11 protein-coding genes and 1 pseudogene are annotated in these 12,860 nt (G+C 58.3%); 9 read left to right on the forward strand and 3 right to left on the reverse strand.

From position 1 onward, the window contains the following. The first annotated feature begins 2 nt into the window (after nt 1-2). From H8A92_RS04110 to H8A92_RS04125, 4 genes and pseudogenes are all read left to right on the forward strand, one after another. A pseudogene (locus tag H8A92_RS04110) lies at nt 3-1,151 on the forward strand (DegT/DnrJ/EryC1/StrS family aminotransferase). Nucleotides 1,152-1,496: 345 nt separating this feature from the next. Beyond that, on the forward strand, nt 1,497-1,718 hold the full coding sequence (locus H8A92_RS04115; RefSeq protein WP_229194582.1) for a hypothetical protein: 222 nt from the start codon (nt 1,497-1,499) through the stop codon (nt 1,716-1,718). Nucleotides 1,719-1,725: 7 nt separating this feature from the next. Continuing rightward, complete coding sequence (locus H8A92_RS04120; protein ID WP_229194583.1) at nt 1,726-2,187, forward strand: Rieske (2Fe-2S) protein; 462 nt, start codon at nt 1,726-1,728, stop codon at nt 2,185-2,187. Nucleotides 2,188-3,573: 1,386 nt separating this feature from the next. Further along, nucleotides 3,574-3,921: a (2Fe-2S) ferredoxin domain-containing protein gene (locus tag H8A92_RS04125; protein ID WP_229194584.1), complete on the forward strand. Its 348-nt coding sequence runs from the start codon at nt 3,574-3,576 to the stop codon at nt 3,919-3,921. 541 nt (nt 3,922-4,462) lie between these two features. On the opposite strand, the gene H8A92_RS04130 is transcribed toward H8A92_RS04125, so the two are convergent. Further along, nucleotides 4,463-5,194, reverse strand: coding sequence for an OmpW/AlkL family protein (locus H8A92_RS04130; protein ID WP_229194585.1), 732 nt, complete (start codon nt 5,192-5,194; stop codon nt 4,463-4,465). A gap of 461 nt (nt 5,195-5,655) precedes the next feature. Further along, nucleotides 5,656-6,069, reverse strand: coding sequence for an ArsC/Spx/MgsR family protein (locus H8A92_RS04135; RefSeq protein ID WP_229194586.1), 414 nt, complete (start codon nt 6,067-6,069; stop codon nt 5,656-5,658). A 583-nt stretch (nt 6,070-6,652) separates the two neighbouring features. Between H8A92_RS04135 and nifH the strand changes: the two genes are divergently transcribed. The 3 genes from nifH (at nt 6,653) to nifV (ending at nt 9,955) form a co-directional block, all read left to right on the forward strand. Next, a complete protein-coding gene (gene nifH / locus H8A92_RS04140) occupies nt 6,653-7,537 on the forward strand; it encodes a nitrogenase iron protein (RefSeq protein ID WP_229157553.1) in 885 nt (294 codons plus the stop codon). Between the two features lie 148 nt (nt 7,538-7,685). Then, nucleotides 7,686-8,396 (forward strand): nitrogen fixation protein NifQ, encoded by a 711-nt coding sequence (locus H8A92_RS04145; RefSeq protein ID WP_229194587.1) that lies wholly within the window; start codon nt 7,686-7,688, stop codon nt 8,394-8,396. Between the two features lie 374 nt (nt 8,397-8,770). Further along, nucleotides 8,771-9,955 (forward strand): homocitrate synthase, encoded by a 1,185-nt coding sequence (nifV, locus tag H8A92_RS04150; protein ID WP_420831290.1) that lies wholly within the window; start codon nt 8,771-8,773, stop codon nt 9,953-9,955. A 286-nt stretch (nt 9,956-10,241) separates the two neighbouring features. Here nifV and H8A92_RS04155 read toward each other — a convergent pair whose 3' ends face one another. Beyond that, nucleotides 10,242-10,379: a hypothetical protein gene (locus H8A92_RS04155; protein ID WP_229194588.1), complete on the reverse strand. Its 138-nt coding sequence runs from the start codon at nt 10,377-10,379 to the stop codon at nt 10,242-10,244. 57 nt (nt 10,380-10,436) lie between these two features. Between H8A92_RS04155 and nifW the strand changes: the two genes are divergently transcribed. Together nifW and H8A92_RS04165 are read left to right on the forward strand one after the other, a co-directional pair. After that, nucleotides 10,437-10,778 carry a nitrogenase stabilizing/protective protein NifW gene (gene nifW / locus H8A92_RS04160; RefSeq protein WP_229194589.1) on the forward strand — a complete coding sequence of 114 codons (342 nt, stop codon included), beginning with the start codon at nt 10,437-10,439 and terminating at the stop codon, nt 10,776-10,778. Between the two features lie 972 nt (nt 10,779-11,750). Continuing rightward, the gene (locus H8A92_RS04165) at nt 11,751-12,860 is read left to right on the forward strand and encodes an electron transfer flavoprotein subunit alpha/FixB family protein (RefSeq protein ID WP_229194590.1); all 1,110 of its coding nucleotides are present in this window, start codon (nt 11,751-11,753) and stop codon (nt 12,858-12,860) included.

The following is a 12,860-nucleotide window of genomic DNA, read 5'->3' on the forward strand; positions in this document are numbered from 1 at the left end:
ATCTGGAGAATAATGTATCCTTCATCCCACTGTCGGACCCGGATATTACCGTCGCTGAGCTCTCTGCAGTGGAAACCCTGCTGTGTTCGTCGCAGATCTCCAGTGGACGGATCACTGAGGCGTTCGAGCAGGGTTTCGCGGCTTATCTGGGCCGCAAACATGCCGTTGCGGTTTCGAGTGGTACCATTGGGCTCCTGCTTGCACTGAAGGCGCTCGGGATCGGAGCAGGGCACGAGGTCATCGCCTTACGCCTTTCGCGAAACAGCGCATGCCATCAGTCTTGCAGGCGCACGGGTGGTATTTGCCGACGTCGACTATTGGGCGGGAACATTGGTTCCCGCGAAGGTCGAGGAGAGCATTACGGCCAGCGCGCGGGCGACTGTCCCGGCCAATCCGAACGGTCATCCTGCGCCATGGGTAGAACTGCGGACGGTCGCACAGCGCCACCGGCTGCTGCTCTTGGAGGACTCTACCGAGGCGATCGGGTCGAGCTACAAGGGGGAGCTCGTCGGCCGATTTGGCGACCTGGCCGTGTTCGACTTTGCCCAGCCGGTAGCCCTAAGCTGCGGTGAAGGCGCAATGGTGGTGACGGATGACATCGATATTGCGGTTCGGTTGCGCCGCCATCGCGCCCACCGCCTGGACGAGCGATTCTCAGTTGTCGTCACGAGCACAGCACCTTACCAGGCTGGCATGAGCGATCTCACGGCTGCCTTGGGGCTTGCGCAGCTGAAGCGTCTCGATGAAATCTTGGAGCGGCGTCGGCTCATCGAGCAGCTCTATAACGCACATGTCCAGTCATTTGAGGGCATCAAGCCGCCTTATGTCGGTCCCGATGTGACGGATGTGAACTGGATGCTTTATCTCGTTCAATTAGGGACACGCTTCCCGCGATCCGGTCGGGACGCCATTATCGATGATCTGCGCGCCGCCAAGGTTCAATCCGCTGCTTACAGCCAACCGTTGCATTTGCAACGCCACTATTATGACCTCGGTTGTCGCCGTGGCGATTTCGCGGTTACGGAAAAGGTCGCCGATCGCGCTTTAGCGCTGCCGTTTCACACCCATCTCGCGAACAAGCAGATCGCGTTTATGTGGAGACCATGAAAGATGCCTCGATCAACGTGGGCGCAGGTGCGGCGATCTACTGAGATGATCGTTATGCACCACATGAAAGGAGGAGGACTGATTGAGCGCAATCGGAGCTTTGGGCGGGCGCGAGATGAGAAATCAACCGAGCGCATGTCATGCGATGCTCCGCGGGCAGATCGCGATCCGCGTAAATGCGGAGCACGCCGCATGCCGCTGTATCCTGTACTGTTCGGGATGCTGTGGGAGAAATGTTCCAGCCTCGCGCTCGCAGAAAACCTGCTCGATCGTCGCAAAGTGCCGTGCCCACGCCGTGGCTTAAGGCCTACGCGCCAAGATGCGCGAATCTGAGCACGCCATCCTCGGTTTCGGCTGGGCTGTCTCGAGTTAGTCAAACAGAGATTACTATGAACGTACAAGAAGTCATCATTCACGTCCGCTTCGCTCCGAACGGAAGAGTGGTCCAGATCAGCGAGCGCTCGGCAAAGCTCACGCCGAACCAATGGTTTGAAGTCCTCAATGCCCGCGCTAGCTCGGCATATCGCCCGCTCGCTCGTGGCCGTGGCATTTTCCGACTGAGCCGCACTACGATCGAAGCCTTCAAGCAGGAGACCGCGAGGCCGGGATGACCAAGCGATGATCGGGAACCCAACGCGCGATCAGATTGAGGTTTTTGCCGTCTGTCCGGCCGATGCCATCGAGCGGAGTGGCGCCAGGGGCTTTAGCCTGTCGCGTATCGATGACAGCGGCGAGAGCCGGCTGTTTTCCATTATTGTGGTGCGTACCTTCGGCAACGACTATTTTGGCTATGTCAACCGTTGTCCGCATGACGGCGTCTGGCTCAACATCGGCTCCGGCGAGTTTTTCTCGGCAGACCGCTCCTTTCTTAGATGCGGCCGGCACGGTGCAAGGTTCGAGATCGAGACCGGAGTGTGCATCGATGGTCCTTGCAATGGACAAGCGCTTGAGCCGGTAGCGCTCGCCGTGATCGAAGGTGACGTTTGCCTGTGCGGCGCCAAGCTGCTGGAGCAGGATCGGGTTTCCGAGTGCTTCGAGGACAGCGAGGAAACAATGGACATCACGATCCATCCCGATTAGCGGCGGATCATTTGGCTGTCGTTCAAGTTGTCTGAGGGATTCTATCAGAGAACAAAATCGTCGCTCCTGAGCGCTGGTGCAGATGGGTATTACGCTATCTTAGCTTGTCAGAGCATACGGCAATCCAGCGCATTGCTGCCAGACGCCCGGCGAGCTCCGCCGCAACAACAAAAGCTGCTCTTACGTCAACTCGCCAAATGGCCCTGGCAGGCGGGACACGGTTTTTGCTGCCGGCCGATAGAATATGTTCAAGAAAATGTCCTCGGCGGCTGGAAGTCCGCCGAGGACACCGTCTGGGCTGCGAGAATGGGGAGACCCAGACTGACAGGATCGTTTGGGAGGAACAATGACGATCCTGTGTCAGAAGCTTTTGACCGTCCGCTACGGCTGGCTTATTGCCTGGCCGCAAGTGCGATGCCAAACGCCTCAATGCGACCTCTCAACGTATAGTGCTCGGCTCCTCAGCAAGCGCCGCCGGTTTACGGACCCATGTATGAATCAACACGTGTTCGCTATTCGACATTAAGGCGGCAAGTGCGCCTTGACGGTATCGTGCACGGCCGTGGGCGCGACCCGGGACCGCTGTGTTGCCGCGGCCGATCAAGTCCATGCAAGGCTAAACAATAGCCTTGAACGCAGGTCGGCAATCACTCCTGACTGGTCTTTTGCGACAGGCGCTGTCTTGTTGAGGTAAACAGTAGCTCGGCAACGCTGGAGCGCATCATGCAGTGTTGGGCGAACGGATACGGTGGCTCGCGCCGATGATGCGGCTAGCCGATCACGCCAAGGCTGAGCAGGGCGTTGGATTTCACGAGCCGATCGCCCACCGCTGGAAAAGCGGCATAGGGCTGTCGAAGCTTGTTACGACATGATCATGAAACAGCCGGAACAGAGCGATCGCAACTGCGGCTTATCTGCGTGCGAACGGCTGAGGAAGATTGGAGAGCGTCAAACGCGAAGCTAACGATTGTTCTGTCCAAAACAGAAGAGAAACGACATTGTCGGAACTCCAGCATCAACGATGGGGAGCGCTTGGAAGAAGAAGAGAAAGTCGTAAAAACGCGGGGATTGTCATCTGGTGTGGAACTTGCTTTGGAGCAACCGGTCGATCGAGCAATGAAGGAGCGAAGAGATTGCGATGATAGGAGAAGATGTTGAAGCGAATCAGGAAGGTTGTGCCGGACATGAGTCGTCATCCGTCGCTGATCGTCAGCAATTAAAATTAGTGTCGCGTTAGCTCATTTCGCCTGCGTTCCCGGGCGCGCGTCGAAATCAGTAAAATCAATCAATCGATGCGGCGTTCAACAGCAAGAGACACTATGAGAGCGATGCGAGCCCGGGGCCATGTCTCTTTCGGATCACTCGCACTGATCACAGGATAATCACATGGATTCAGAAACCGAATTCGAGCTCCCCCAAATTTATAGGCATCATGTCTTTGCCTGCAACACGCAGCGTCCACCTACCCATCCGCACGGCAGTTGCGGCGCCTCTGGCGCGCAAGCACTGTGGGATCGAATGGGCAAGGCGATCGAAGCGCAAGGCCTTAACGATATCGGTTTCACGATGGCTGGCTGCCTCGGCTATTGTAACTCCGGTCCCTTGATGGTCGTATATCCTGACGGAATCTGGTACCGCGCGACTACGCCGGAGGACGTTGACGAAATCCTGGAATTCCATCTCAAGCAGGGCAAACGTGTCGACCGCCTCGTAATGGTGCTAAAGCGCGGCTAAACGCCTTGCTTCGCGCCGCTTGGCCGGGCAATCGAGCATGGACAGCTTCTCCGTCGATGAGCTGTCCCCTCGGCACGTCGGTCTGCTCAAGATGACCGGGCGGCCTTCAGGCGTCAGGGGCGTGCGAACAGCACGTCATGGAGCTTATCGTTAAGGCGCTCTTTGAGACGTTCGGTGAGATGGGGCCCAGATTAGAGCGCTGCTCGTGCCCGGGCCCTGAACCTTGAGCGTCAACTCCCTTGTCGATGGTCATTGTCCCGGCGCAACGCACCGCCTTGTATTTTCGGACCCGATCGGCAACTGGCGCAGTCGCAACGCCTGACAAAGCAAGAACGTGTTTCTTTGATAGCTGTCGGATCAATCTGTACGCGACACGGGGCAAGCCAAGGTGCGGATGGCGCTCACTTCTTCGCGAGACGACGCGTCTTTGACACGCCATCTCGCTCGCGGACGCACTGCGGTGCGGCTGAAGGACGCGCTCGACGGCTCGCCGCGTCCGCATTGATCAACCTGGTCTTCTTCTCTGGACCCTGTTCTGACGTCAGAACTTGTAAGCGATGCCGCCGCTGATGAGCCACGGGTCGATATTGGCGCGCCCGGAGACGGGAATCGCATTGTTTACGGTCGCAGAATAATCCGGTCGCAACCACAGCTTCTTCACGTCGAAGTTGAGGCCCCAATGACGGTCAAGCATGTAATCGAAGCCGAATTGGACTGCCGCGCCGAACCGGTTGTTGATGCGCAGATCGGTCACGGTAAGGCCGGCAAACGACGTATTGGCCGCCGACTGATTGAAGAATGCGGTGTAGTTGATGCCTGCGCCGATATAAGGCTTAAGTGGGCCGAAATCAGTAAAGTGATATTGCAGGGTCAGCGTCGGCGGCAATAGCCAGGCTTTGCCGATATCGAGTCCATTAAGCGGGCCAGTGCCGCCGATCTGATGGCGGGTCACGCCGAGAATGAGTTCGGCCGCGATGTTCTTTGTGAAGAAATAAGTGATGTCGAGCTCCGGTATGGCTTGATCGCTGATCGACAGCCCGGAGTTGGGAGAAGACAGCGAGGGCACCCCGCCGACGTGGACTGAACTGCCTGAGGTATCCGGCAGAACGCCGAGCACCCGCAGGCGGATCATCCATGGATTGAACGGTTCGATCGGAGGCGCCTTGTAGTAAACCGGCGCCGGACCGAGATCCGCAGCCTGTGCCGAGATGCTGGCCAACGAGATCGCGAGCGTGAGCAGCGAGGTCGTCGTCAGGATTGCTTTCTTTCTCATCGAATTCTCCATTCCAACAGTTGCGCGATAAGGCGCGCGAGAACTCTGTCACACGGGACGAGCGGCGGATGATTTGATGCGGATCAAAAAGGTGAGTGGCTCGCCGCAATTATACGGCTGAGTTGCATAAGAGGCACGGCCATCGAAGCGTCGTTGTCTTTGCTCTGATCGCTTGTTGGATTCATAGCCTGTGCTGAGGTTCAGTCTCTTCAGCAAATTGTTTGTTGGCTTGAGTCCCCGATCCAATCCAGTCCCGCTGGGCCATCCACGATCAAGGTGGCGATGCAGCGACCTCTCGCATTGGGGGACGCACACCCAAGGCGCAATATGGGTAGATCCGTGTACGGAGCAACCATGCCGGCCTTCTCAGCGAGGGCCAAATCGGCGACCGCGAAGCAAGCCGGAAGCAGGAAATGTGGTTCTTCGCATGGTGCGTCACATCAAAGCATTCTGTCCCAGCCTCACAATTGCGGGCAGCGTGTCTCGTTTGCGTCATGCGCACATCCCTCGAGATCAACTGGGGTCTTGCGGTCAAGCAGCGTCAGCACGAGCTCATGATCGAATCCAGCGCATCGTGATCCGTCGACGTCAATCAGAGGTCTGCGTATCAGGAGCGGATCACCTAACATCAACGCTAGTGCGCGTGGGGCGTCGGTCATGTTGGGATTGACTTCGCCTGATTTGATACGGGAAGCGGCTTGGTTGAACCAGGAAACAACCGGCGCATTGCCGAAGAAGCGGCGCAATTCTTCCGAAGTCCACGGCTCCGTCAAAATATCTTTGGCTATAATGTTGTGACCGGCAGCGTTGAGCGCTTGAATCTGGCGCGCATTGGTCGCGCAGCCGGGCTTTTGAAAAAAGATGACTGTCGCCATGTCACACCTATGTCGGAAGGCCGAACTGAACGATTGCCATGTGGCTGCTACGTTCTACGCCCATTCGATGGTCTTACCGATCATCTTCAATGTCGGTTGTCTGAGCGCTGCTGATATCCGCTGTCCAGTTAGTCTGGAGCGCAACCGACATTGTCGCACTGCTCAAGTCCCAGAGAGCCGGTTCACGAGAGGAACAGCAAGTTCCATTCCAAGTCCCATTCGAAGTCCCATTCCATGGCTGAAGAATTGGATAGCCCATGCAAACGGGCTTCTCGCGCCGGCGGTTGCCGCTCTTGTTCGTTTTCTGACAGCCGCGCTGACCGATAGGTTCCTAAACAGCTAGGGCGCACTCACGGCACCTGGCTTTTCAAATGTAATCAAAGACTTGGGGAGCGCTTATGAACGTTGGCACGGCGGTTGCTAATATCGGGCAGCAACACTGAGTGAGGGCTGAGTGCACGCCGACGCGTAAGACGAGCGATGTGCTCCTTCCCTTGAACCCGTGTGCCCCGTTTCTGAGAGAGAGACAAACTCGCGCATCAGAAGCGCGCAACGTTTGGCAAATCGGTTGATGGAGAGCAACATGTCTTCACTAAGGCAAATCGCGTTCTACGGCAAAGGTGGCATCGGCAAGTCGACCACTTCCCAGAACACGTTGGCGGCGCTGGCCGAGATGGGTCAGAAAATCCTGATTGTCGGGTGCGATCCTAAAGCGGACTCAACTCGCTTGATCCTGCACGCCAAGGCGCAGGACACGATTCTGAGCCTGGCGGCGAGCGCCGGCAGCGTGGAGGATCTTGAACTAGAGGACGTGATGAAGGTCGGCTACAAAGATATCCGCTGCGTGGAGTCCGGTGGTCCTGAGCCGGGCGTCGGCTGCGCCGGTCGTGGCGTCATTACTTCAATCAACTTCCTCGAGGAGAACGGAGCCTACGAGAACATTGACTACGTATCCTATGACGTGCTCGGTGACGTCGTTTGCGGTGGCTTTGCGATGCCAATCCGTGAAAACAAGGCGCAGGAGATCTACATCGTGATGTCCGGTGAAATGATGGCCATGTATGCCGCCAACAACATTTCCAAGGGTATCTTGAAATACGCCAACTCGGGCGGTGTGCGGCTGGGTGGCCTGGTCTGCAATGAACGGCAGACGGACAAGGAGCTGGAACTGGCGGAGGCGCTGGCCAAGAAGCTAGGCACTCAGCTGATCTACTTCGTGCCGCGCGACAATGTGGTGCAGCATGCCGAACTCCGCCGCATGACAGTGCTTGAGTATGCGCCGGATTCGAAACAGGCCGATCACTATCGCAATCTCGCTACCAAGGTTCACAACAATGGCGGCAAGGGCATCATTCCGACTCCGATCTCCATGGACGAGCTCGAGGACATGCTCATGGAGCATGGCATTATGAAGCCGGTCGACGAAACGATCATCGGCAAAACTGCTGCCGAACTCGCGGCCTCGTAAGGGTCGTGAGTCGCGGCCTTGTCAAGGCCTGCGACGGATGCCGGCCTCCCCCACCCCCCATCCGGGGAGGCCGGCATTCTGATCAGCGCCGCCGGCCGGACCAGGATGCGCCGGGGTAAACCTGGCCGCTATAGAGACCCATAAGATCATGTCCGAAGTACACCTCCTTCCGTTTATGGTTGCTCGTGAGCCTGATGCGAGCAGTCGCAACGGAATTGTAGTCTACCGCCTCCTCACCGGCGTACCTCCTGCGGATGCCGACATTGCCAGTGACAGTCATTTTGACCGCCACGCTTTGGCATCTATTCTGGCAGCTGCCACGATGGATGGTGGCGCTCTTCCGGAGAAGGCTGGCTTATCGGGCGATGAACTCGCGGCTTTGCTCGCGCAGCACTTTTCCTCACTTGAGATCGGACTCCCCGATGAGCTCCTGAGGTACAAATGTGACGAGAACGAAGAAATCGCAATGGTGCGCGATCTTCTGCTAAAGCACCGCTCGACGGAAGGAAATCTCGGCCGCTGGCTCGCTGCCATGGTCGCACGACGAGCGATCGAACCAGACCATCTATGGGAAGATCTCGGATTGCGCAATCGTGGCGAGCTCTCTCGGTTGCTCAGCCGTCATTACGCGCCGCTCGCCGCGCGCAATGTCAACAATATGCGTTGGAAGCGTTTCTTCTATCGTATGCTTTGCGAGGATGAAGGCCTCGCGATGTGTACAACACCAGTGTGCACGCAATGTAACGACTTCAACCTGTGTTTCGGCGAAGAAAGCGGTGAGAGCCGGATGGCGGAGCGCCGGCGCGACCTTCTGCTGCTGGCGGCCCGCCAGGAGGTCGCCGCTGACTGGCCCATCTGACTTGCCACAAATGTTCTCGTACGTTGCGGCACGAGAGCGCTCCCAGATTTGGCGAACTCCGGCAGGTTGGTTGTGCGGCCAAACGCCGTATCGATGCCAGCAACTGACGATGGATCCAAGACAGCCGGCTAGAATTGCTCCGTGATCAAGTCGCCACATCTCGGCGCGCTGCAATCGCGTTGGCTTTCGAGCGAGACTTGGGACGAGACTTGGGAATAGCAAAGTGTCCATCTCATGAGCCCGTCGCCTTCGATAATCCGATGGGGGACGAAGGTTAAGGACGGAGCGTAGATTTTCAATCGGTTGCCGAGGATAGCGCAGTGGCATGCGGGTTGCTGAAGGAGACGTGGTCAAAAGATGAGGAGCCAGCCTGCGTGATCGCCTCTACCAACGAACCCTCATGGTCCGATCAAGAACGCGCAAAGCCGACCGTGCTTAACGATACGACTCTAAGGGACGGGGAGCAGGCGCCCGGTGTTGCGTTCACCACAAAGGAAAAGCTGTCGATCGCGCAGGCGCTTGCGCGGGCCGGGGTCACGGAGATCGAGGCGGGAACGCCCGCGATGGGCAGTGAGGAAATCACAGCAATTCGCGCCATTGTCGAAGCAGATCTTCCGCTGACTACGATAGGCTGGTGCCGGATGAGGGAAGCGGACGTCGACGCGGCGATTGAATCCCAGGTGTCCATGATCAACATGTCGATCCCGACTTCCGATGTACAGATCGCGGCCAAGCTTGGCGGTCATAGCGGCCTGGCGCTGGAACGGGTGGGGCGATTGGTCGGCTATGCTCGTCGGAAGGGGCTTCAGGTTTCTGTTGGCGGCGAGGACGCTTCGCGCGCCAACGTCGAGTTTCTGATCCGGCTGATTGCAGTCGCAAAAGCCGCGGGCGCGCGTCGCTTTCGTATTGCAGATACGCTCGGTGTGCTCGATCCCGACGCAACCTACGCGCTGGTCAGGAAACTGCGTGTGACCACAGATTTGGAACTCGAATTTCACGGCCACGACGATCTCGGACTCGCAACCGCCAATACACTCTCCGCCATCAAAGCTGGCGCGAGCCACGCTTCGGTGACCGTCATCGGGCTAGGCGAGCGGGCCGGAAATGCGCCGCTTGAGGAAGTCGCGGTCGCACTCAAGCAGCTCTACGGGCGCGAGACCGGCATCATACTTCCAGAGCTCGAGAACGTTGCCGCACTGGTGGCAGCCGCGGCCGCGCGTGCCATTCCTCTGAATAAGGCCATCGTTGGAGAGCACGTATTTACGCACGAATCCGGTATTCATGTCGATGGCCTTTTGAAGGATCAGCGTACCTATCAGTCGCTTGATCCGGCTTTGCTTGGCCGCCGCAACCGCTTTGTGATCGGCAAGCATTCCGGACTTGCGGCGATTACGGCGTTGCTCGATGAACTCAAGCTTGCCGCCAGCGCCGATCAAGCAAGACAGATCCTGTCGCAAGTTCGCAAGCATGCGATCGATCACAAGCTGCCGGTCGAGCGCCAAACGGTGGCGGCGATCTGGCGCGACGTGTGCGGATGCCAAGCCATCCAAACCGGGTGAAGAGCCGTGCTTAGCATCGTTCGCGCCGACTGTTCGAGAGACCAGGTGTGTCGCAAGGAGGTTATCCGATGCCACTGATTGGCGCGAAAATGCCTCACTTCCGCGTGCCAGCTCGCCGGTCGCAAATCTGCGCTCCAGTTGTTGCGGGCTATTCCAGCATACGTGCTGTGATCTGCAATCCAGAAGCGAGCCGTCTGCGGACTGCCAAGCGACGTCTTGTCTTGAGGCTGCCGTCCGGCCCGACCACCGGTCGGACGAGCATCAGCACCGATTGCGGTTTGGCCGTTCATGCCCCTTCGTCATCCGGGCTGACGTCGCCGCCCGACCTGCAGATCTGGATAGCGAAGTTGAGCGCGTCGGTGTTCCAGGGGCGGGCATTGGCGATGCGCACCCGCTGTGCGAGGTAGAACCGCGGCAATAACATCAGGGGCTAAGCGTATCTTATTTGGCGCCCGAGAGCCGATCCAAAGGAGACTTTTCGATGATCAACTCATCCCCGGCAGCCCCTATCCTGAACCGGCTTAGCAACGCCTCGTCGGCAGAGGAGTTCTTTTCGCTGCTTGGCGTCGATTATGATCCGAAGATTGTAAATGTCGCGCGCCTTCACATCCTAAAGCGCATGGGACAATATTTCGCCAAAGAGCAATTTTCTGGCGCCACAGAGCCGGAAATCAGAGCTCGGTGCAAAGCGATGCTGGAGCAGGCTTATGCTGATTTCGTGGCATCGCCGCCGATTGATCAGCGCGTATTCAAGGTCTTGAAGGATGCCGTTGCAGGCCCTGGCAAGCCGACAGGCTTTGTTCCATTGAGCGAACTGAAGTGACCTCGCGTTCCACCGCAATGAGGTGTTCTCCAACGATTGCCGTGCTGTCTGAAGGCTCCTTCATCCAGATCATCTCTCTGCCAGCATGACCCGAGCGGCGCTGTCGCATTCCCGACCCATGTCCGGACCGGTCTCGTCCAAGGCCCTGAGCAAGCATTTAAGTGTCTGTCAAATCACTGCGTCCGCCTGATTTTTAGTGGTTTTTGCAAGTGGTACGACACTTGCTGTTGTCGTGCCTATCCCGTCATCGATGCTGACAGATGGCGGCCGTCCGAGATGAAAAAGGAAGGACTATGACGCTGCTTCTACCGCCTACCAAGCGATGCGGCATGATCTCGCGGCTCACGCTCGCGCCAGGTCCGTTCGATATAGCCTTTGATGCGAACGCAGCCAACGCGGACCGTGAGAGGGTGATCAATGGCTAAGTCGTCCGATGCGAAACAGCTGGAGAGGGCATGTACATAGTCGTCAGCGTCGAGCAGGTCCGCGGATGCGCGCAAAGGAGCATTCGACGCAACGCGGATAGCAACATGCGTCCGGCGGGGGCGCCAAGCTCGGCCGATGCAAGGTGCCGGGGCTGGAGGCTGGCCACGCAGTGGATGGTAGCTGCGCTGCTCGGATCGCGTTGGTGCTCGCAGCCGGTGCAGAGCGCTGGGCCGAAAGCGAGGCGCCGATACTGCAGAGCAGGCGGACGCAACAACTCTTCCGGGCACAGATGCCGCAGCGGCGTCGCCGGCACAATGGCGCTTGTCGAACCGAGCGCGCGAGGCACTACCGTCGAGGACATCTCTGGCTCTGGCCCGCCCGGAGCGTCTACGTCGATGACGAGTTTACTGCCTGGTCGGTTTGCACTGAGCGGGCCGGGCAGCCGAGCAGCCAGGCCACTTGCTGATCAGAACCGTTCCTCAGTCAACTGAATCTAGATACAAAGCTGTGGCGCGGGCGCGCGTATTCTTGAGGGGACTTTAAAGCATGAGCAATGTCACCAAAACAGCTGTGCCTGCGGCGGCCGGCCGGGCAGCAGCCAAGAAGGAACTGCCGGAGCACTTTAAGGCCTACAAGCATGTCTGGGTTTTCGTCGAGCTGGAGCGCGGCCAGGTGCATCCGGTTTCCTGGGAGCTCATGGGAGCGGGGCGCAGGCTTGCCGACAAGCTGAAGGTGAATCTCGCCGCGGTCGTTGTCGGCCCGGAAGGGCAGTCCACCCGTAACGCCGCACTTGAATCCTTTTGCTATGGGGCCGATCTGACCTATCTCGTGAGCGACAACGTTTTGGCGGATTACCGCAATGAATCCTATACCAAGGCGCTCACCGAACTCGTCAATACCTACAAGCCCGAGATCCTGCTGTTGGGCGCGACCACGCTGGGGCGCGATCTCGCGGGTTCGGTGGCGACCACTTTGTCAACGGGGCTCACTGCCGACTGCACCGCGCTCGATGTCGACGCCGATGGTTCTCTTGCGGCGACGCGTCCGACCTTTGGAGGCTCGTTGCTCTGCACGATCTATACCTTGAATTATCGTCCGCAGATGGCAACAGTGCGGCCGCGGGTCATGCCGATGCCTGAGCGCGTCGAACGTGATGCTGCCCGTATCATCGTCCATCCGCTCGGCCTTGTCGAAGACGATATTGTCACGAAAGTTCTGTCGTTTCTCCCAGATCGTGATTCCGAGACATCAAATCTGGCCTATGCCGACGTCGTGGTTGCGGGTGGCTTGGGACTGGGATCGCCTGAGAACTTCCGGCTGGTGCGCGAGCTTGCAACTCTTCTTGGCGCTGAATATGGCTGCTCGCGTCCTCTGGTGCAGAAGGGATGGGTTACGTCTGATCGGCAGATCGGTCAGACCGGCAAGACGATCCGGCCAAAGCTCTATATTGCGGCCGGTATTTCCGGCGCGATCCAGCACCGGGTGGGTGTCGAGGGAGCGGATCTGATCGTCGCCATCAATACTGACAAATGTGCTCCAATCTTCGACTTCGCCCATGTTGCGATCGTCAGTGATGCCATGCAATTGCTGCCGGCGCTGACGGCGGCATTTCGCGCTCGGCTCTTGCCGAATTCGCGCGCCCGAATCGCGGTCTAG

This window comes from Bradyrhizobium acaciae (assembly GCF_020889785.1).
In the GTDB taxonomy this organism is placed as follows: Bacteria; Pseudomonadota; Alphaproteobacteria; order Rhizobiales; family Xanthobacteraceae; genus Bradyrhizobium; species Bradyrhizobium acaciae.